We start from the raw sequence: 18,840 nt of genomic DNA on the forward strand, positions 1-18,840 counted from the left end.
CCGTGGCCGGTGTTGAGATAGAGATTGTCGTAGCGCGAGGCCCCGAGCACCGGCGTGCCGTCCGGCGTCATCGGCCGTAAGCCGGTCCAGCCCTCGGCCTTGGAGATGTCACCGCCCTTGGGAAACAGGTCACTGATGACGTGTTTGACCGTGTCGGTGGCGTGCGGCCCAAGGCGGTCGGAATAGCCGGCGATCTCGGCGGTGCCGGCGACGCGGATGCGGTCGCCCAGCCTTGTGATCGCCACCTTGTGGGTCTCGTCCATGATGGTCGATTGCGGCGCAAACGCATCCTCGGTCACCGGCAGCGTCACCGAATAGCCCTTGACCGGATAGACCGGCAGTTTCATGCCGATCGGGTTGAGCAGCCGCGGCCCGTAACTGCCCAGCGCGCAGACATAGGCGTCGCCTGTAATCCGTCCCGCGATTTCGGTGTCCACACCGGTAATTCTGCCGTTCTCCACGGCGATCGCCTTGATTGATTGGCCATACTGGAACTCAACGCCCATCTCGGCGCATTTCTCTGCCAGCGCCATGGTGAACATGCGGCAATCGCCGGTCCGGTCCGCCGTCAGCCGCAAGCCGCCGACGAACTTGTTGCGGACCTCTGCCAGCGCCGGCTCGGCGGCAATGCAGCCATCGCGATCCAGCACCTCGTAGGGCGAATCATACTCGGCCAGAATCTCCTGGTCGGCCTTCGAATCTTTGAGCTGCTTGGCGGTGCGGAACAGTTGCAGCGTGCCCTGCGCGCGGCCATCATAATCGATGCCGGTTTCCGCAATCAGATCAGGCATCACATCGCGCGAATAGTTCGAAATCCGCACCATCCGGCTCTTGTTGGTGCGGTAGCTCTCCTCGTTGCAGTTTTGTAGCATCTGCAGCCCCCACTTCCACATGGTCGGGCTGATCAGCGGCCAGATGAACAGCGGCCTGCGCTTCATGAACAGCCATTTGATCGCCTTGAGCGGCACCCCGGGCGCGGCCCAGGGCGAGGTCATGCCGTAGCTCAGTTCCCCGGCATTGGCATAGCTGGTTTCCAGCCCCGGCCCGGTCTGCCGGTCAAGCACCACCACGTCGGCTCCCCCCTTGGCCAGATAATAGGCGGTGGTGACGCCGATAACGCCGGCTCCCATTACGACAACTTTCATGACTGGCAATCCTTCCCGGCATTTCACGCATACTTTGAAGCAAATCAAACCCGATCCTAGGGTAAATAACCTGCGTTGCAAGCGATGCAGTCACGCTCTCAAACGTGGTGAATGCTCATGGCCTAAAGCTCCTTGAAGACCTGCTCGCAATAGTCGACAAATGACAGCGTCAGGGACCCTGGGAGCGTGATCTGCTTTGCGCACACCCTGCAATCCCTGGCCATTGTCTCGGGATCATTGTCAGACATCACCGGCGCAAGCCCGGCATCGGCGTTCGGACCTTGGCCGTCAGATTAACGCCGGTGCGACAGCACGTTGAGCAGCTTGCCAGTGGGGTCGCGAATGAAGAAGCGGCGCACGCCCCAGGGCTCGTCGGTGAGGTCGTGCACCACCTCGCAGCCCCGCGCTTTGACGCGGGCATAGACGGCGTCGACATCATCGACTTCAATGGAAAGATCCGGCACCGGTGCACCGGAGCCGCCTTCGCTGAGAATGCTCATCTGCGTCATCGAGGTTTCACCCGAAGCCAACGTGACGATCCAGCCCAAATCCATGGCGGTTTCGAGATCAAACAACTCGGCATAGAAGGCACCGACGTCAGCGACGGCGTCTGCAGCGATATTGGCGACGATACGGCGTACAGTCATATTTTCCTCCGTATTGGGCGAGCGGCAATGGCTGATCCATAACCGGTCTTACGTCGACGGAATCTCGGTCGCCCTGTAGCTCGCGTCCACCCCCTCGATCAGAAAAAGCAGCCCCTTGCGCATTTCTGCTCCGCAAGCGACGAACGCCCTGACAGGCAGGTAGAGTGTATCAGGCCTCGGACGCGTGGCGTTGCAGATGCAAAATCCTGTCAGAACGTGTAGACCGGCTGTTGATGCCCGTTCAGCCGCCTCGCTTCGCACTGCCCCAAAGGATCAAAGATGCCGTCGCAAGACCCAAAACTGACCAGTCCCTCCGCGCTGCGCAACCGCGGCCCGATAGCTGATCTGCTGCGCCACGTGCTTCCTGACAGCGGAACCGTGCTCGAAATTGCCAGCGGCTCCGGCGAGCATGTCATCCATTTCGCATCCCTGTTTCCGCACCTTGTCTGGCAGCCCTCCGATCCGTCGCCGCAGGCCCGCGCCTCGACCCTGCATTGGGTGCAGGCCGAAGCCTTGGGCAATGTGCTGCCGCCGCTCGATATCGACGCGTCGAGCCAGACCTGGCCAATTGAACGGGCGGACGCCATGATAGCCATCAACATGGTCCACATCAGCCCCTGGCCGGCGACACAAGGGCTGCTCAAGGCCGCAGGCAAGCTGTTGCCCGCCGGAGGCATTCTGGTGCTTTACGGCCCCTACCGGCGCCAGGGCCGGCCGCTTGAGCCAAGCAATGCGGAATTTGATGCAAGCCTGCGCGCCCGAAACCCCGAATGGGGCATCCGCCTGCTTGAGGATGTGGCGCGCGCTGCAGAACCCGCAGGACTGGCCATGACCTCCGTCACCGAAATGCCCGCCAACAATCTCGGCGTGGTGTTTACGCGTCAGTGAAGCATGCAGATTTTGTCGCGGATCGTCGCACAATCGCGCTTTGTTTCGAAAAAATTCACGCGCTGCGGAGCGGTGGAAGCGCAAGAACGTCGACCGGCGACATCCGCAGCACCTGTTCGGTGACGCTGCCGATGAACAGTTTCGCAATTCCGGTTTGCCCATGGGTCGAAATCACGACGAGATCGGCTTTTTCCGCGTCCGCTGCTTCCAGGATTTCGTGCTGGGCCGTTGTCGCCTCGAAACGGACCATTGGCGCAACGCCACCAAAGTTCGCCGTAGCTAGAAACTCTGAAAGTCTGCGTGACGCATCCCTGCTTTCGTCACTCCGGTAGGTCTCGCGCTCGCTTTTTGGCATGGTGTGGCTGAAAGCCAGCCGCAGCGCCGGCGCATCGTAGACATAAAGCAATGAGTTTCGCGCCTCACCGGAAATCCCGAGCGAGGGAAACCTTTGCAGCGCTTCGCGCGAACCGTCGGACAGATCGGTGGTTTGCATCACATGACGGTAATTTCCGGCCGGCGGCGCATTGACCATCAGCACCGGGCATCCCACCGCACGGATTGTCCGCTCTGCCGTGGTGCCGATGAACACATCCCTGAGCACCTGTCGGCGATGCGGCCCGATGACCAGAAGATCGGGTTTTCCATCTTCGACGGCTTGAACGATACCGGCGAAGGGCGAGGCCAGAATGATCCGGGTTTCGCATTCCAGTTGATCGGCATCCCGCAGGGTTTCGCCCATCTGGCGCAGCAACGTCTCCGCTGCATCGCGCTCTGCCTCGACGATCCGCCGCTGCTGGTCGTCATCGACCACATGAACCAGGGTGATGCCGGCTCCAAGCTGCCTCGCGAGCAGGATCGCGCGCCTCAGCGCCCGGTCCGACCGTTCGGAAAAATCCGTGGCCATCATGATGTTTTTCATTGCATCCGGTCCCTGTCACCTGTCTCGATCTGGAAGCGCCAAGCGGGGAGTTCGCACCCAGCCCTGTCAGAATCAAGTATCTTTTACAATGTTGTGCCTTAGCAAGGCGGAATTGGTCAAAGGGCGTCCAAACGCCTCTGCGGCATCAGACCGCAAGGCAGATCGCGCTCGGCTTCCTGATCATGCAGGATCTTGTCGTGGTGTTGGCCATTGTGCTCGAACCGTTTCAGGATGCAGCCGACCGCGCCGTCGATATCCTGTGCGGCGGCAAGCAAGACGAACGCAGGGATTTCCCTTCAATCGAGACCGAGGAGAAACAGCCAAGTTGAACCTTTGCCTCCTGTAGCACGAGGCACGAGCCTTGCGTCGCTGCCCTCCCGGACATGTGCTTCGTGACCAGCCGGGCAATTGCGCCCGACACGTTCGCAAGGCTCCCCCTTTCCGCTCCGCCCAAATCCGGCTATTGCCTCGTCCCCATGCACGCACCCGATCCGATCACTGAGACCATCACCGCACGCCTTGCCGCACTGCATGCCGGCCAGCGCCTGTCGGCCTGGTCGCTGATCGTCAGCTTTCTGGGCGATGCCATAGGCCCGCGCGGTGGCGTGGTTTCAGCTGGCGCCTTGCAGACGCTGATGCAGCGGCTGGGTGTCGGACATGGCGCGGTGCGCACCGCGCTCTCGCGGCTGGCTGCCGATGGGTGGATCGAGCGCGACCGGGAGGGCCGCAACAGTTTCTACCGGCTCTCTGGCGATGTTGTCGAAACCGTGCTCTCCGCCGAACGCCGGATCTATGCCCAAAACTCGCTGTTGCCGGCGGGCGCGCCGCGATCGCTGGTGATCGCCCCCGCGCCGTTGCCCGATGCCACCCTGGATCTGATTGAGGCCGCGGGCGCATTGCAGCTCTCACCGCAGGTGTTTGTCTGCTTTGCCGCAGTATCCGGCCTTCCCGCCGCGCTCTACCTGCCTGGCGCGACAGTGGCGCAAACAACGGCGCTCACCCCGGGCGCGGCGATGCTCAACGCCATGGAGCACGCCCGGCAGGCCGCCGAGATGGCCCGGTTGCACGCTGCCTATCTGCCTGTCGCCGCAACGCTCAAAGCCGGCCCAGCGCCCCCGCCGGAAGACGCCATGGCGCTCAGATGCCTGATGATCCATGAATGGCGGCGGCTGGCGCTCAGGGTGCTCGCCATCCCCGCCGATCTGGTCCAGCCGACAGACCCCGAACCTGAAACCCGCGCGCTGATCGCAGCGATCTACGCCCGCCTGCTTCCGGCCTCGGAAAACTGGCTCGACGCCAATGCATCCACGCCTTCACGACCCTTGCCGCCGCCCGATGCGCGGCTGGCAAGGCGATTTGGCGGCGGCTGACCACCAAACGGGTCGCGGCCGGACATGTTACAGAATACCATTGACATTCTTTAAGCTTGTAACATATGCTGTCCTTCATAGTGGAGGATCTCGATATGTACAGCCAGGGCCTTATCGGCGCGGATTCAAGCACAACGGAATCGGAAGAGTTTCTCGCCGCATTCCAGGCGCGAATTGACCGCGAGGAAAAAATCGAACCCAACGATCCGATGCCCGAAGGCTATCGCCGCACGCTGGTGCGCCAGATCGGCCAGCACGCGCATTCGGAAATCGTCGGCATGCTGCCCGAGGGCAACTGGATCACCCGCGCGCCCTCGCTTCGCCGCAAGATAGCGCTTCTGGCCAAGGTCCAGGACGAGGGCGGCCACGGCCTCTATCTCTATTCCGCCGCCGAAACGCTGGGCGTCTCCCGCGAGCAGATGACCGGCGAGCTGTTGTCGGGCAAGGCCAAGTACTCGTCCATCTTCAACTACCCGACATTGACCTGGGCCGATATCGGCGCAATCGGCTGGCTGGTCGATGGCGCCGCGATCATGAACCAGATCCCGCTGTGCCGCTGCTCCTACGGCCCCTATGCCCGCGCCATGATCCGCGTCTGCAAGGAAGAAAGCTTCCACCAGCGCCAGGGTTACGAGATCATGATAGCGCTGGCCCGAGGCTCGGAAGATCAGAAGGAATTGGCGCAGGACGCCTTAAACCGCTGGTGGTGGCCGTCGCTGATGATGTTTGGACCGTCTGACACCGACAGCACCAATTCCGACCAGTCGATGAAATGGAAGATCAAGCGCTTTTCCAATGACGAGCTCAGGCAGAAATTCATCACCGCCACCGTGCCGCAGGCCGAATTCATCGGCCTCACCGTCCCCGATCCCGATCTCAGGTGGAACGAGGAGACAAAACTCTACGAGCACGGCGAGATCGACTGGGCCGAGTTCAAGGCGGTTGTCTCCGGCAACGGCCAGATGAACCGCGACCGCATCCGCGACCGCAACAAGGCCCATGACGACGGCGCCTGGGTGCGTGAAGCAGCGCTTGCCCACGCCGCCAAGCGGGCTGACCGCAAGCACATCCCCCAGGAGGCAGCACAATGAGCAAGACCGAAGAATTGACCCCGCTGTGGGAAGTCTTCATCCGCCCGCGCAACGGCCTGCATCATCGCCATGTCGGCTCGCTGCATGCGGCTGATTCCGCGCTTGCGCTGCAGGCAGCCCGTGATGTCTACACCCGCCGTGGCGAAGGCAACTCGATCTGGGTGGTCCGCTCGGCTGAAATCTCGGCCTCCGATCCGTCCTTTGCGGAAGCCAATTTTGAGCCCGCCGACGACAAGATCTACCGCCACCCCTCGTTCTACGAGATTCCCGATGAAGTGGGGCACATGTGATGAACGCGGCCGTTGCAAGCGCCGGGGAAACCGCAATCCGCGCCATCGTCGAAATCGCTGATGACTGCCTGATCCTCGGCCACCGGCTGTCGGAATGGTGCGGCCATGCGCCGACGCTGGAGGAAGATCTGGCGCTGGCCAATATGGGGCTCGACCTGCTCGGCCAGGCCCGCGCGCTCTACGCCCATGCCGGCGACCTCGAAGGCAAGGGCAGAAGCGAGGACGACTTCGCCTTCCTGCGCCGCGAACGCGACTATCGCAATTGCCTGCTGGTCGAACGCAGGAATGGCGATTTCGCCGTCACCATGGCCCGCCAGCTTTATTTCGCCGCCTTCATGGAACCGTTCTGGCGCGCCATTACCGCGACATCCGGCGACGAGACCCTGCGCGGCATCGCCGCCAAGGCCGAAAAGGAAATGGCCTATCACCTGCGCCATTCCGGCGAATGGGTGATCCGGCTGGGCGACGGCACCGCGGAAAGCGCGATGCGCATGCAGGCCGCAATCGACGAGTTGCACCGCTACACCGGCGAAATGTTCATGGCCTCGCCGGCGCGCGCAGACGCCATCGCAGCCAAGCTGCTGCCCGACCCCGAAAGCCTGCGTGCCGGGTGGGACCAGACCATAGCCACCGTGTTTGCCGCCGCCAGGCTCGAGCTGCCGGAAGTCCGCGTCCCGCAAAAGGGTGGCCGCGACGGCCTGCATGGCGAGGACATGGGCCATCTGCTGGCCGAATTGCAGTTCATGCAGCGCGCCTATCCCGGCCAGGCCTGGTGAGCGGAATGTCCGCCTCATCCGAGACGCCGACCATGACCGAGGGCCAAGGCAGCCGGGAGCGAGGCAACGACGTTGCAGATTTCCAGCTCGCCCGCGCGCTCGAAGTGGCAAGCACTGTCCCCGATCCGGAAGTGCCTTGCGTCACCGTTGCCGATCTCGGCATCCTGCGCTCGGTCAGCCGCGATGAGACCGGCCAGATCGTCGTCAAACTGACGCCGACCTATTCCGGCTGCCCGGCAGTGATTGCCATTGAGATGGCGGTGGAAACAGCACTTCTAACCGCCGGAATTGACTCCAGAATCGAACGCGTCATCACGCCGGCCTGGACCACCGACTGGATATCCGACGAAGGCCGCGAGAAACTGCGCGCCTATGGCATCGCCCCGCCGGCGGGCGCATCCGGCGGCAGGCGGGCCTTCTTTGCCGAAGACACCGTCGCCTGCCCGCGCTGCGGCTCGACTCACACCACAAAAGTCTCCGAATTCGGCTCCACCGCCTGCAAGGCGCATTACCGCTGCGACACCTGCGCCGAGCCTTTCGACTATTTCAAGTGCATCTGAGGGAACCTTCATCATGGCCGCACCGCGCTTTCACGAACTCGAAATTGCCGCCGTCCGCAACGAGACGCCGGATGCGGTCGCCATCACCTTTGCCATTCCCGGTGATCTCGACGAGACCTTCGCCTTCGTGCCGGGCCAGTATCTGACGCTGCGCGCCGACATCGGTGGCCAGGACATGCGCCGCTCCTATTCGATCTGTTCGCCGCTTGAGCAGACCGGCCGCCGCACCGTCGGCGTCAAGCATATCGAAAACGGCCGCTTCTCGGGCTTCGCCCAGAGCCTCAAGCCCGGCGACCGGATTCAGGTGATGCCGCCGCAGGGCCGGTTCACAGCTCAGATCGGCGGCGACCATGATTATCTGCTGCTCGCCGCAGGCTCCGGCATCACGCCGTGCCTGTCGATCGCCAGATCGGTGCTGGCCGGCGAACCCGGCTCCAGCGTCACCCTGCTTTACGCCAACCGCAATTCCGCAAGCGTCATGTTCCGCGATGATCTCAATGATCTCAAGGACCGCTACACCACCCGCTTCACGCTGCTGCATGTCATGGACGAGGAAATCCAGGACGTCGAGATCATGAACGGGCGTCTCGATGCCGCCAAGCTCGAAACGCTGGCAAGCCATGGCCTGATCGACCCGAAATCAGCCGACGCCATCTATATCTGCGGTCCCGAACCGATGATCCGCTCGGCCTCAACCGCCATGCTGGGGCTCGGCGTTGACCGGGACCGGCTGAAATTCGAGCTGTTCACCCCGGCTCCCGGCGCAGCCCCCGCGCCCGAGCCGAAGCCTGCCAGTGGCATCAAACACGGCGCCGCAGTCGAAATCATCCTCGACGGCGCCCGCCGCATGATCACCGTCGACGCCGAAGCCGACACGGTGCTCACCGCCGCCATGCGCGCCGGCCTCGACCTGCCCTATTCCTGCGCCGGCGGCATGTGCTGCACCTGCCGCTGCAAAATCGTCGAGGGCACCGCCACCATGGACGAAAATTTCTCGCTCGAACCCTGGGAAATCGCCGCCGGCTTTACGCTGGCCTGCCAGTCCCGCCCGACGACGGACAAGCTGGTGCTGGATTTTGATGCGCAGTAACCAGGTCGGGGACAGTTTCGTTTCGGGCTGACACCGGGTCATGGTCAGGCTGTCGGCTGATCGCCCGAAAGCTAACCGTCCCCTGCATTTAGACAGCCGCACACGCGGCCCGCGCGACATGTGCCGCCGGGGTGTGAGCAGAAGCAGGATCCGGAGGGCCGCACGCGGGCAGTGCCTCAGGTAAGCAAGCAATAGGGTGGCGCTACGCGCGCGCGGCCCGGAACTCGCCGGATGGCGTCCCCATCCGGCAGGCGGCAGCCTCGCATGACACGGAGGTTGGCTTCCTCACCTGCCCCTCTTCAGGGCCCTCCATCCGGGTTGCCCCGGCCGCGGTCTGGACAAACCGCGGGAGATGCTTTGGACGCGTGTTCCGGCACGGACCCTGCTCGCCTTGCGCAAACATGTCCGCCACAGGCCCGGAACCGGGGCTGCCGCCCTGCCCGCGTACCGCAGGCAGGAAACCTGGACCCCGGCCCGGTGGCTGGCTGGCGCGGCACTCCCGAAAGGAAAGCGCGCCGCCAGCGGAACCGCACTGGCCATCGCCTCGCCCCGCGGGCCACGCTGACGTTTGCGTGGCCGCATCGGGGGGCATTCCCTCCCGCCTGGCTCGAAACGTTCGCGATCCATCCGGCAGCGGGAGTGGACCAAGCATGGCACGGAGATGCAGGGTGGGGACAAAACGGCGACGATTTTGCGGCAAATGCCTGAAATCGCTGGGGTTGGGGTGTGGAATTGTCCTCATTTCGGGAGGAATTTTGCAGGTTGGCCGCCCGTTGACGCGGACCGCCCGCCGTTACGCGCGCGCTGCAGTCTCCGGCGGCATGCACGAGCCCCGACCAAGACAAGCGGAGCGACGTCGTTCGAGGTTCCATGCCGTGCCCCATCCCCACGCAAACCATTGGGAAGCATCACGGAATGGATCCTCGGGTCGGGGCCCGAGGATGACGAAACGTTGGATCGGTGCTTGATGACGACGCGGGTGCAGAGGGCGGCATGTATTGCATCTGCCGCTGCAAGATCGTCGAGGGCACCGCCACCATGGACGAAAATGTGTCGCTCGATCCTTGGAAAATCGAAACCGGCTTTACCCTGAGCTGTCAGGCGCTAACGGATACGGCCCGGCTGGTGCTGGATTTCGATGCGCAGTAGGGGTGGGGGTGGGAGGCACTTTCGGCCCGTTTGAGACCTTTGAGGAATTCAGTCGCACTCGCACTCATGGCCCTTTGCAGACCTTCGTTCTCTACGCAGCGGACCGCTTCGAGCCCATTTTTCGAATGCCGCGCATTGCACGAATGGCAGCTAGCTGTCTCAAATACGTTGGTACAGGCCGCTCACGCAGCAGCCAACAGGGCCCGCCCGATTTTCTCGACATGCACATAGTCCGTGCCGCAACACCCACCAAAGACATTCATTTTCGGATGGGCCGCTCGGAGATCAACGTACTGGCTCGCCAATTCATCAGGATTGCCTTCTTCGAGATGACCCAACTGGCACAAGGTACCATGATCCAGAGATGACGCGTTGGCACGCAATCCACGAATGCGATTTGCCCAAGGTTCGGTCGCAAGTGCAGGGCCGAAATCGACGGGATGCGAACAATTAATCATGTAGTACGCAGGGGCGTTTTCGGTTCCCGCATCGACCGTTTCGATAGCTTGTTTCAATGTTTCACCGCTTCGAAGTCTACGGTCCTTCTCAATCGTAAACGCAATAACCGACGGTATGCCCGCTTTGGCAGCTGCCCTTGCTATGCCAATAGCCTCGTTCGTTGTGTTCAACGTCAGCGCCGTTACGATATCAGCACCCGCGGCCTTGAACGTCTCGATCTGTTCGCCGTGGTATGTTTCGGCACTCTCGACGGTTAAGTCCTGATTTGTTTGGTAGGCGTCGCCCTTTGGGCCAATGCAACCGCTGATCAGGGTGTCTTCCGGTGCCAGCCCGGCGGCGGCGGCGCATTCACGATAAAGCTCAAAACACTTGTGGTTCATCTCCGCCAATCCTTCGGTCGAATACCCAAGCAAAACACCCCAATCACGACTGGCCCGGTAGGTCAGGCTGTCAAAGATGAAAGGGGTTCCCAGCTTCACGGCGACTCTCGCAAAGGCAGTATAGTATTCTCGCAATGCCTGGGCTGACCGCTCATCATTCAGCAGATGAAATGCGCTAAATTCTGGAAGCTCGAAGCCACGTTTATACATAAGCCAAGTCTCGGTGCCGCCATCGGTCAAGAAAATGTCGTCCGTCTGATGCGGCAATCTGGTTGTCGGCTGGGACATGTTATGCTCCTGTCGAAAAAATTGATGTGTGCCTGTGGGAAAATGGTTCGCTGGTCCTACGCCTCAGGTGCAATATTTTGATTGAAGCGGAACCGATTTTTCGGATCGTATTTGGTCTTTATCTTGACAAGCTGTTCATAGTTCGGCCCGAAACTTGTCCGCGTCAGCGCCGCGTTGTCCTCACCATGTCCCGCAAAATTTAGGTAAGCACGCCCATGATGGCCAAATCGTTCGGAATTGGACCAGCCTTCACGAGACCAAGCAATGTTTGCCTCATCGTCACTGGGATCGGACCACACGCTATCGAGTGAGTACATCCATCCCATGGATCGGTCGCCAAAAGCGGTGGCGTCCGCTGCAACTCCGGCGGTTGCTCCACCAAAGTTCCAAAGCGATGAGAGTGAGTTGTCCGAAGGCGCTGCCAAAGCGTTGGCCATGGCAAGGTCAATCATCTCATCTGTTAGTTCTGTCAGATAGCGGGCTTTCCAGTAGCAGCGAAAATCTCCGGCGGGCATGAGTGTGTCAAACAGCTGCTGCACATCGCAATAGTTCATCCGTCCGGAAAAATCGGTCGACAATTCGCCAAGCTCGCGAAGTGGTTGAAGAAGCGTTTCACCTTCAGCAGCATCACCATTGTAAACGCAAGCCAGCGTAAAGACCCGCTTACCCCAGTGTTCCTCAGGGAAATCCTCACCGCCTGCCGTGGAAAACTCGCAAAGCGATCCAACTCTATCGCCATGTTTGGCAACAAAGTCGCGCCATGTCCGAATGGGTTCGGGGCCGTCTTCGACGAGGTAGATTGGAGCAGCGAACATTACTTCGGGGCCTATTGGGTGCAGCGCGAATTCGAACTGCACCACGACACCGAAGTTGCCACCCCCACCTTGAAGGGCCCAAAGCAGTTCGGGGTTTTCGTCGGCACTTGTGTGGATCAGATTGCCGTCAGCGGTGACAACGTCGGCGGACATAAGGTTGTCGATCGACAAACCATGCTGTGCGCGCAGCCAGCCAATGCCACCCGAAAGCGTTAATCCTGCTACACCGGTATCGGAAATCAACCCACCTGGCGTCGCCAGCCCATGAACCTGAGTTGCAGCGTCCACGTCACGCCACAACGCGCCGCCTTGCACCTTTGCCACCCGTGCAGTTGCATCAACCGTCACGCCGCGCATCAGCGAAAGGTCGATCATAACGCCGCTGTCACAGACCGCATGGCCCGCAACGTTGTGCCCCCCGCCACGAATGGCAATGGGCAAATCAAAGGCAACCGCGTGCTTGACAGCGGCCTGCACGTCGCCAGCAGTTCTGCATTGAGCTATCAAAGCCGGGCGGCGATCTATCATCGCATTCCATACGGCCCTTGCTCCGTCAAATCGCGCATCTTCTGGGCCGATCATCTCGCCACGAAAATCAAGCGAAAGGGTTTCTGGCGTGTTTCTGAAATCATTCATCGTAGATATCCTCTTTCCAAATTCACTTTCACCTAACCCAATACCCGGAAGCATCAGAGTGGCATTGTGGCCAAGCACAAGGCATACTGGACAAGTGACCATGGCAAATCTGCCAATACCGTGCCCAATTGGACAAGGAGCAGTCATGACCCAGGCTAAGAAGCCCCTGATTGTGCTGCTCGCTGCGCCGGAAACATCAGCATCCGTTCTCTATGGTTTGTATGATGTCTTGCTGTCCGCTGGTGCCGTATATTCTGACATGGTCACAGGATCGCCAGGCGATGAACTGTTGGACATCAGGATTGCGTCGGCAGACGGAAAACCATTCCATTGTATTGGAAATATTCCGGTTGAACCGCATATGTCGGCGAACGATCAAGTGACACCAGATGCCGTTGTCATCTGCGACATGTATACGTCGATCTACGATGTGCCGAAGGGCCGATACCCCCGAGAAATTGCGTGGCTGCGAAAGATGCACGCGGAAGGCGCTATGTTGACTTCGGTCTGCTCAGGATCGCTCCTTCTTGCAGAAGCAGGGCTTTTGGACGGGAAAGAAGCGACAGCGCATTGGGCGTACCGTGACATGTTTCAACGCCATTATCCAAAGGTTGCATTTCGCAATGAATCCATTCTGTGTTTGGCAGCCGAAGCAAACAGCATTGTGACCGCAGGTGGAGTCAGCGCGTGGCATGATTTGGCTGTATACCTGATCGCCAGATTTTGCGGTTACCAGCATGCGATTGAAACCGCGAAGGTATTTCTGATTAGTGGCCACTCTGAAGGCCAGTCACCTTACTCAGTCATGACCCGTCCAATGGAAACCTCGGATGCGCAAATTTCTGACTGCCAAGTTTGGATAGCTGATAATTACGCTCTCGCTAGGCCGGTCGAACAAATGGTTGCCCGATCCGGCCTGAACCCTCGTACTTTTTCACGTCGATTTCGTTCTGCAACTGGCTTTGCGCCCATCGAATATGTGCAGGCGCTCAGGATAGAAGAAGCCAAGCAGATGCTTGAAACCGATATGCATTCAGTGGATGACGTTGGCGGTTCAGTTGGTTATGAAGACCCAGCATCGTTTCGTAGGGTATTCAAACGAGGCGTTGGTCTATCACCAGCCGCCTATCGAAAGAAATTTCAACGCATCTCGCAGATCGCCAAGCCAATTGCGGCGGGGTGACGTCGAGGTCTTCACGAAGCGGACGTTGGCGCAGCTGCCGCGAATGTCTCATAAATCCGCTTAGTTGCCGTAAGTCCAATTCGCAACGAACGACCGCTCCCCGCCCGAAACCGACCTCAACTCACGATCAGTAAGAGCACCTGTCTCCCCTCACCGCCCCGCAAACGCCAGATACACCGCATGCGCATCACCCCATCGAGATGCGCGCCGCAGCCGCTCTTGACCACGGTGATCTCCCCGGTCGCCCCTCGCCCCCCCCATCAAATCCCGGTAAACGCCCAGATCGCCAGGCAGCTGGCGATGCCGACGACCAGGTTCATCACCAGTCCGACTTTGAGAAAATCGGCAAAGCGGTAGTTGCCGGCGGCATAGACCAGCGTGTTGGTCTGGTAGCCGATGGGGGTGGCGAAGCTGGCGGAGGCGCCGAGCATGATGGCGTAGATCAGCGGTTTCGGGTCGATGCCGAGCGATGTGGCGAGACCGATGGCCATCGGCGTCAGGATCACCGCCACCGCATTGTTGGAGATCAGCTCGGTCAGCACCGAGGTCAGCGCATAAAGCACAAACAGCACCACCAGCGGCGACACGGTTTTCAAAAACGGCGTCACCGCATCGACCAGGCTTTGCACCACGCCGGTGTTGTCGAGCCCGCGGCCGATGGCGAGCATGGCGAAGATCAGCACCAGGATCGAGCCGTCGATGGATTTCCAGGCGTCCTCGGCCTCGACGCAGCGGGTCAGCAGGATCATGCCGACGCCGAGCAGCGACAGGGTGACGATCGGCGCCACGTTGAAGATCGACAGCACGATGACGCCGATCATGGTCAGCATCGCCAGTCCGGCCCGGTGGCGCTTGTAGGGTCTGAGTTTCGGCACGGCGGCTGCGACAAAGCTTTCCGACTGGAGAATATCGGCCAGATCGCCGGGGCTGCCTTCGAGCAGGATGCGGTCGCCGGCGCGCAGCCGCACCTCCGACAGTTCAGGTCCGGGATTGTGCTTGCGCCGGGAAATGCCGAGCACCCGCACGCCGGCCTTGAACCAGCCCAGATCACGCAGCTGCCGGCCGCTCGAGCCCGCGTCGCCGGCATAGACCGCCTCGATCTTCTCGGTCTTTTGCTGGTCCGCCGCGGCGAGCAGTTTCTTGTAGTAGCCCAGCTTGTAGTTGGGGTGATCGCGCAGCGTCAGCAATTCGGACTGGTTGGCCTGAAAGATCACCAGATCGTTGGTGTTGAGTTCAAGCCCGGGGTCGGGTTTCAGCCGCTCGCTGCCGCGCAAAATCGCCAGCACGCGGGTTTTCGCCAGCGCGCTGAAATCCTTCAGCGGCCTGCCGGTGGAATTGCCCTCGTCCGCGTTGGCCGCAGGGGCGATGATCTGCGCCTCGGACATGAATTCGGTGGCGCTGTCGTCGATGGCGTCGCCGGAGACGATGTGCGAGGGCAGCAGTTTCGGCCCCAACAGCAGCAATGTCAGCGCCCCCACCACCAGCGCCACCAGGCCGAACGGCAGGATCTCGAGCATCCGCATCGGCTCCATGCCCTCGCGTTGCGCCACGCCATCGATCAGCAGGTTGGTCGAGGTGCCGATCAGGGTCAGCGTGCCGCCGAGGATGGACATGTAGGACAGCGGAATCAGCACCTTGCTCGAGGCGATGTTGAGCGCGCCGGCCATTTTCGAGATGATCGGGATCAGCACGATCACCAGCGGCGTGTTGTTCATCAGACCTGACGCCAGCGCAGCACCGAGCAGCAGCAGCACAATCGCAATCGGTCCGCGCCTCTCGGACAAGGTGACAAAATACGAAGACGCCGCGTCGAGCACACCGGTGCTGACCAGCGCCGAGGACAGGATGAACATCGCCGCGATGGTGATCGGCGCCGGGTTGGAAAACACCGCCAGCACTTCCTCGGTCGAGACATAGCCGAGCAGCAAAAACGCCGCCGCGCCGGCGGTGGCGACCGCCGCGGGTGGCAATTTTTCGAACAGGAACCCCAGGAAAACCAGCCCGAGAATGACAGCGGAAAGACCCGACGGCGTGTCTCTCATGAATTCAGCGTAAAAACTTTCAACCATGAAACCGCCCGGAGCCGAGAGTGCAAGCTGATTGACAAACGCGCCGGCAGCCGGAGAGTTGCGTGACCGGACATTTTATTCAGCGTGAGCGCCAGCCCGTCTGATGGCTTCCGCCTGACAGACCGATTGCGCGATCACCCCGTCGGGAGCGGCGCCGCGCTTGCAGCTTCTCAGCCGATCGCCGCAACGATTTTGCGCAGTTCGGCGGTTCTTGCGCCGAGCAGCAGCACGTTCTTGAGCGCGGTCCTGGGGTCATCGGTTCGAAACAACACACCGTTGTCGCGGACCTCGCGGTTGATCACCTGCTGGCGCGTCCCGTCGGCTTCGCGGTTTTTCATGGCCACCGCAAAATACATCCGCGCGTAGCGGTGGTTGATGCGATTGAAGAATTTCTCGTCAGCGGTGATTTCGGCCGAAAAATTGGCGATGTAAAACCCCCAGGTGACGTCCTTGTAGTCGGCAAAATCGGTCTTCGACGCCGTCACATGGATATAGCCAAGGTGCGGTGCCTGGGCCAGCGTCTTGTGAAAGATGATCTTCGGGAACTGGATGTCCTTGTGGAACCTGTTCAATCGCTGATGCGTCTTCCTGCCGGCGTTTTCAAGCCGGATTCCGGTTCGCGCCGCGACCTCCTCATAGGTCAGGAAGCGCCGTTCTTCCTCGACCCAGTCCTCCGCGTTGCGGACAATCCGCCCGGTTCTGAGAAAGTTGGTATGGATCGCCTTTGCAGGAACAGCTGCCTGTCCTGTCGCCTTGGCCGCGTAGTATCTGAACTTCGACATGTCGACAACGAGCTCTGGTTTCCAGAGCGGAATAGTGACCGTAAACGGTTAATGGATTGCTGCAGCCACCGCAAAATCCGGCGACGCGACGACACCTGATCGCGCGAGGCCACCGCAGCGGACATTGAGGACCCCCGCAGCATCCGCGTTCAAAACCGGCAAGGAACCTCGGCAGCAGGCGTCAATGCCGCCATGAACCGGTGCGCAGCCGGCGCGCGCATCATTGCCACGCTTTGATGGCGTCAGGAGCGCCGCGTCGCCTCACCGCCCGGCAAGCGCCAGATACACCGCATGTGCCATCATCACGTCGAGATGCGCACCGCCGCCGTTCTTGAACACGGTGATCTCCTCGGGAGACTGGCGCCCGGCCTTGCCCTGCACCAGATCGTGCATGTCGCCCTCGATGTCCGCCTCGGTGATCGCGCCCGAGGCGAGCGGGATCATCAGCTCGCCGATATGGGCAATGGTGGTGGCGCGGCTGTCAACAAACAGCCGTCCGCGGGTCAGCGTCGCATCGTCGGCCTCGCGCATGGTGGGCGTATAGGCGCCGACCAGATCGACATGGGTGCCGGGCCTGAGCGCCGCGCCGCGGATCAGCGGCTCGGTCGTCATGGTGGCCGACGAGATCAGGTCGGCGCGCGACACCGCCTCGTCGAGATCGCTGACCACTTCTGTGGCAACCCCGTCAAGCGTCGCCGCCAGATCCTCGGCCCGCGCCGCGCTGCGGTTCCAGATCATCACCCGGTCCAGCGAGGGCCGCACCGCGCGGTGCGCGGCAATCAGCGGCCCCGCCATCGAGCCCGCGCCCACCATCAGCATGGTTTTCACGTCCGCGCGCGACAGGCACGACGAGCCAAGGGCTGAATCTCCCGCCGTCTTCCACGCCGTCAGATCCACACCCTCCAGCACCGCCACTACATTGCCTTGCGCCTCGTCAAACAGCAGCACCTGCCCCTGCACCGAGGGCAGGGCCTGCTCGGAGGACGGATTGTCGGGATAGATCGTCACCGCCTTGACGCCCGAGGCCAGCCCCGGAATCCAGGCGGTGCGCACCAGCATCTTGCGGCCGGCGCTCTCGATCAGCGAGTCCCGCAGATCCGCCGGCGGCATCAGGTGCCCGGCGCGCAGCGCCTCCACCGCGAACGGCCAGGAACAGACCGAACCGATATCGTCTCCGGTAACAATGCGCATGATAAGTCCTTCTGAATGCAAGTCTGTCTGTGCCGGTCCTGCTGCCGGTCTATTTCCTGGTCTGCCTGGTCATGGCCGTGCGCACATCTTCAAGCGTTTCCTGCATGTTTTTCTGCAGCACCTTGAAGGCGTCGGTTGATGATTTCTGCGCCAGGCCGGCGATCTCGCTGGTGTTCTTGATCGCCATCTCGAACGACCGCTTGGCGAAGTCCGCCTGCGCCGTCATCATTGCCGCCGGATCGCCGCCGGATTTCATGGTGTCCGCCATGGCGGAAATTTCATCCAGCGCTTGTTGCACCATCTCGTGCTGCCGCGCCATGATCGACGTGGCGCCCGAGCCTGCCGTCTTGGCGGCCTCGTCCAGCGCCTGCAGGTTCTTCTTGTGCCGCTCGACAAGGGCTTCGAGATCCTGTGAAGGCAGCTTCATGTCCTTGCCGAAATTCATGAACATGGAAACCAGATCGTCGGTGGAGTTCTTCTCGGCCATGGTATTCCTCCAGGTTGCGGCGGACGCCTGCCCGCCTGATGCTGTGGTCAACTATACAGCCCTAACGTCGGTGGCCCAACGCTAATTTCAACCCCCGCGCGGTCGCAACGCTGCACCTGCCGATTGCACATCCGTATCCTCAGACCACAGCGCATTTTGCGTGAAGCCATGAACCAGCCGCGCGAAAAGCGAACCGAATCTCCTGCTGCGTCGCAACAATTATTGCGACGCACAATTCATTTTGGTACTGTGAGAATATCCGATTCGCTGGCCCGGAGCCGCATAAACCTGCCATGGCATGTGCCAAAATCCGGCGGCCCGCGCCGCGCCGGGCGCAGTCATGATCTGCACCCCACCGTCACCCGCAACAGCCAGAACCGGCAGTCTCGGGATCGCGGCCGATCATCGTCATAAGCTTGCCGGCTGCGTCGGCAGCGGAAGTCCCCGACGCCGCCTTGCGGTTTCGGCCTGCGCCGCGCCAACCTGCCGTGGCGCTCGGACTGCGTCGGTCAGACACCTGCCCGGCACGGATCCGGCTTGTCGCTCAAAACCGCATTGAACCGATCCGGGCCATATGGAAAAGGTCTGGTTGCAGCAGCGCCGCCCCTGTCGAAGGCCGGTCCCG

At 61.3% G+C, this 18,840-nt stretch carries 19 protein-coding genes; 10 read left to right on the forward strand and 9 right to left on the reverse strand.

All coding sequences use genetic code 11. From position 1 onward, the window contains the following. Both ABJN75_RS23635 and ABJN75_RS23640 read right to left on the reverse strand, forming a co-directional pair. Positions 1 to 1,145: D-amino acid dehydrogenase (locus ABJN75_RS23635; RefSeq protein WP_348442135.1), on the reverse strand; the 1,145-nt coding region annotated here is incomplete at its 3' end. Between the two features lie 293 nt (positions 1,146 to 1,438). After that, positions 1,439 to 1,792, reverse strand: a complete 354-nt coding sequence (locus tag ABJN75_RS23640) for a VOC family protein (protein WP_348442136.1) — start codon at positions 1,790 to 1,792, stop codon at positions 1,439 to 1,441. Between the two features lie 279 nt (positions 1,793 to 2,071). On the opposite strand from ABJN75_RS23640, the gene ABJN75_RS23645 reads away from it, so the two are divergent. After that, entirely contained in the window at positions 2,072 to 2,680 is a 609-nt protein-coding gene (locus ABJN75_RS23645) for a DUF938 domain-containing protein (protein ID WP_348442137.1), read from the forward strand. Between the two features lie 55 nt (positions 2,681 to 2,735). Here ABJN75_RS23645 and ABJN75_RS23650 read toward each other — a convergent pair whose 3' ends face one another. Next, positions 2,736 to 3,599 carry a universal stress protein gene (locus ABJN75_RS23650; protein ID WP_348442138.1) on the reverse strand — a complete coding sequence of 288 codons (864 nt, stop codon included), beginning with the start codon at positions 3,597 to 3,599 and terminating at the stop codon, positions 2,736 to 2,738. A gap of 182 nt (positions 3,600 to 3,781) precedes the next feature. On the opposite strand from ABJN75_RS23650, the gene ABJN75_RS23655 reads away from it, so the two are divergent. From ABJN75_RS23655 to ABJN75_RS23690, 8 genes are all read left to right on the forward strand, one after another. Beyond that, positions 3,782 to 3,928, forward strand: a complete 147-nt coding sequence (locus ABJN75_RS23655; protein WP_348442139.1) for a hypothetical protein — start codon at positions 3,782 to 3,784, stop codon at positions 3,926 to 3,928. A 63-nt stretch (positions 3,929 to 3,991) separates the two neighbouring features. Continuing rightward, positions 3,992 to 4,969, forward strand: a complete 978-nt coding sequence (locus tag ABJN75_RS23660) for a PaaX family transcriptional regulator C-terminal domain-containing protein (RefSeq protein ID WP_348442140.1) — start codon at positions 3,992 to 3,994, stop codon at positions 4,967 to 4,969. Positions 4,970 to 5,064: 95 nt separating this feature from the next. Beyond that, positions 5,065 to 6,060: a 1,2-phenylacetyl-CoA epoxidase subunit PaaA gene (gene paaA / locus ABJN75_RS23665; RefSeq protein ID WP_348442141.1), complete on the forward strand. Its 996-nt coding sequence runs from the start codon at positions 5,065 to 5,067 to the stop codon at positions 6,058 to 6,060. Further along, entirely contained in the window at positions 6,057 to 6,350 is a 294-nt protein-coding gene (gene paaB, locus ABJN75_RS23670) for a 1,2-phenylacetyl-CoA epoxidase subunit PaaB (RefSeq protein WP_348442142.1), read from the forward strand. Before paaA ends, paaB begins: the two co-directional genes overlap by 4 nt. Continuing rightward, a complete protein-coding gene (gene paaC / locus ABJN75_RS23675) occupies positions 6,350 to 7,126 on the forward strand; it encodes a 1,2-phenylacetyl-CoA epoxidase subunit PaaC (RefSeq protein ID WP_348442143.1) in 777 nt (258 codons plus the stop codon). Before paaB ends, paaC begins: the two co-directional genes overlap by 1 nt. A gap of 5 nt (positions 7,127 to 7,131) precedes the next feature. Further along, on the forward strand, positions 7,132 to 7,686 hold the full coding sequence (paaD, locus tag ABJN75_RS23680) for a 1,2-phenylacetyl-CoA epoxidase subunit PaaD (RefSeq protein ID WP_348442144.1): 555 nt from the start codon (positions 7,132 to 7,134) through the stop codon (positions 7,684 to 7,686). 13 nt (positions 7,687 to 7,699) lie between these two features. Then, a complete protein-coding gene (locus ABJN75_RS23685) occupies positions 7,700 to 8,776 on the forward strand; it encodes a 2Fe-2S iron-sulfur cluster-binding protein (protein ID WP_348442145.1) in 1,077 nt (358 codons plus the stop codon). Between the two features lie 960 nt (positions 8,777 to 9,736). Beyond that, on the forward strand, positions 9,737 to 9,925 hold the full coding sequence (locus tag ABJN75_RS23690) for a hypothetical protein (protein WP_348442146.1): 189 nt from the start codon (positions 9,737 to 9,739) through the stop codon (positions 9,923 to 9,925). Between the two features lie 182 nt (positions 9,926 to 10,107). On the opposite strand, the gene ABJN75_RS23695 is transcribed toward ABJN75_RS23690, so the two are convergent. Both ABJN75_RS23695 and ABJN75_RS23700 read right to left on the reverse strand, forming a co-directional pair. Continuing rightward, on the reverse strand, positions 10,108 to 11,052 hold the full coding sequence (locus tag ABJN75_RS23695; RefSeq protein WP_348442147.1) for a homocysteine S-methyltransferase family protein: 945 nt from the start codon (positions 11,050 to 11,052) through the stop codon (positions 10,108 to 10,110). 56 nt (positions 11,053 to 11,108) lie between these two features. Further along, on the reverse strand, positions 11,109 to 12,503 hold the full coding sequence (locus ABJN75_RS23700; RefSeq protein ID WP_348442148.1) for an FAD-binding oxidoreductase: 1,395 nt from the start codon (positions 12,501 to 12,503) through the stop codon (positions 11,109 to 11,111). Between the two features lie 145 nt (positions 12,504 to 12,648). On the opposite strand from ABJN75_RS23700, the gene ABJN75_RS23705 reads away from it, so the two are divergent. Next, positions 12,649 to 13,686 (forward strand): helix-turn-helix domain-containing protein, encoded by a 1,038-nt coding sequence (locus tag ABJN75_RS23705; protein ID WP_348442149.1) that lies wholly within the window; start codon positions 12,649 to 12,651, stop codon positions 13,684 to 13,686. A gap of 260 nt (positions 13,687 to 13,946) precedes the next feature. On the opposite strand, the gene ABJN75_RS23710 is transcribed toward ABJN75_RS23705, so the two are convergent. The 4 genes from ABJN75_RS23710 to phaP all read right to left on the reverse strand — a co-directional run bounded on the left by ABJN75_RS23710 (position 13,947) and on the right by phaP (position 18,215). Then, a complete protein-coding gene (locus ABJN75_RS23710; RefSeq protein ID WP_348442150.1) occupies positions 13,947 to 15,755 on the reverse strand; it encodes an SLC13 family permease in 1,809 nt (602 codons plus the stop codon). A gap of 170 nt (positions 15,756 to 15,925) precedes the next feature. Then, positions 15,926 to 16,537 (reverse strand): DUF6656 family protein, encoded by a 612-nt coding sequence (locus tag ABJN75_RS23715; RefSeq protein WP_348442151.1) that lies wholly within the window; start codon positions 16,535 to 16,537, stop codon positions 15,926 to 15,928. Positions 16,538 to 16,798: 261 nt separating this feature from the next. Beyond that, entirely contained in the window at positions 16,799 to 17,728 is a 930-nt protein-coding gene (locus ABJN75_RS23720; protein WP_348442152.1) for an ornithine cyclodeaminase, read from the reverse strand. A 49-nt stretch (positions 17,729 to 17,777) separates the two neighbouring features. Further along, positions 17,778 to 18,215: a TIGR01841 family phasin gene (gene phaP, locus ABJN75_RS23725; RefSeq protein ID WP_348442153.1), complete on the reverse strand. Its 438-nt coding sequence runs from the start codon at positions 18,213 to 18,215 to the stop codon at positions 17,778 to 17,780. Positions 18,216 to 18,840: the final 625 nt, after the last annotated feature.

This window comes from Hoeflea sp., assembly GCF_039975035.1.
Classification (GTDB): domain Bacteria; phylum Pseudomonadota; class Alphaproteobacteria; order Rhizobiales; family Rhizobiaceae; genus Hoeflea.

Excerpts from the sequence above, each read along its gene's own strand:
- ABJN75_RS23640 (WP_348442136.1), bottom strand. The coding sequence starts at position 1,792 with ATGACTGTACGCCGTATCGTCGCCAATATCGCTGCAGACGCCGTCGCT.
- ABJN75_RS23645 (WP_348442137.1), top strand. The coding sequence starts at position 2,072 with ATGCCGTCGCAAGACCCAAAACTGACCAGTCCCTCCGCGCTGCGCAAC.
- ABJN75_RS23650 (WP_348442138.1), bottom strand. The coding sequence starts at position 3,599 with ATGAAAAACATCATGATGGCCACGGATTTTTCCGAACGGTCGGACCGG.
- ABJN75_RS23655 (WP_348442139.1), top strand. The coding sequence starts at position 3,782 with ATGCAGGATCTTGTCGTGGTGTTGGCCATTGTGCTCGAACCGTTTCAG.
- paaA (WP_348442141.1), top strand. The coding sequence starts at position 5,065 with ATGTACAGCCAGGGCCTTATCGGCGCGGATTCAAGCACAACGGAATCG.
- paaB (WP_348442142.1), top strand. The coding sequence starts at position 6,057 with ATGAGCAAGACCGAAGAATTGACCCCGCTGTGGGAAGTCTTCATCCGC.
- paaC (WP_348442143.1), top strand. The coding sequence starts at position 6,350 with ATGAACGCGGCCGTTGCAAGCGCCGGGGAAACCGCAATCCGCGCCATC.
- paaD (WP_348442144.1), top strand. The coding sequence starts at position 7,132 with ATGTCCGCCTCATCCGAGACGCCGACCATGACCGAGGGCCAAGGCAGC.
- ABJN75_RS23685 (WP_348442145.1), top strand. The coding sequence starts at position 7,700 with ATGGCCGCACCGCGCTTTCACGAACTCGAAATTGCCGCCGTCCGCAAC.
- ABJN75_RS23695 (WP_348442147.1), bottom strand. The coding sequence starts at position 11,052 with ATGTCCCAGCCGACAACCAGATTGCCGCATCAGACGGACGACATTTTC.
- ABJN75_RS23700 (WP_348442148.1), bottom strand. The coding sequence starts at position 12,503 with ATGAATGATTTCAGAAACACGCCAGAAACCCTTTCGCTTGATTTTCGT.
- ABJN75_RS23705 (WP_348442149.1), top strand. The coding sequence starts at position 12,649 with ATGACCCAGGCTAAGAAGCCCCTGATTGTGCTGCTCGCTGCGCCGGAA.
- ABJN75_RS23710 (WP_348442150.1), bottom strand. The coding sequence starts at position 15,755 with ATGGTTGAAAGTTTTTACGCTGAATTCATGAGAGACACGCCGTCGGGT.
- ABJN75_RS23715 (WP_348442151.1), bottom strand. The coding sequence starts at position 16,537 with ATGTCGAAGTTCAGATACTACGCGGCCAAGGCGACAGGACAGGCAGCT.
- ABJN75_RS23720 (WP_348442152.1), bottom strand. The coding sequence starts at position 17,728 with ATGCGCATTGTTACCGGAGACGATATCGGTTCGGTCTGTTCCTGGCCG.
- phaP (WP_348442153.1), bottom strand. The coding sequence starts at position 18,215 with ATGGCCGAGAAGAACTCCACCGACGATCTGGTTTCCATGTTCATGAAT.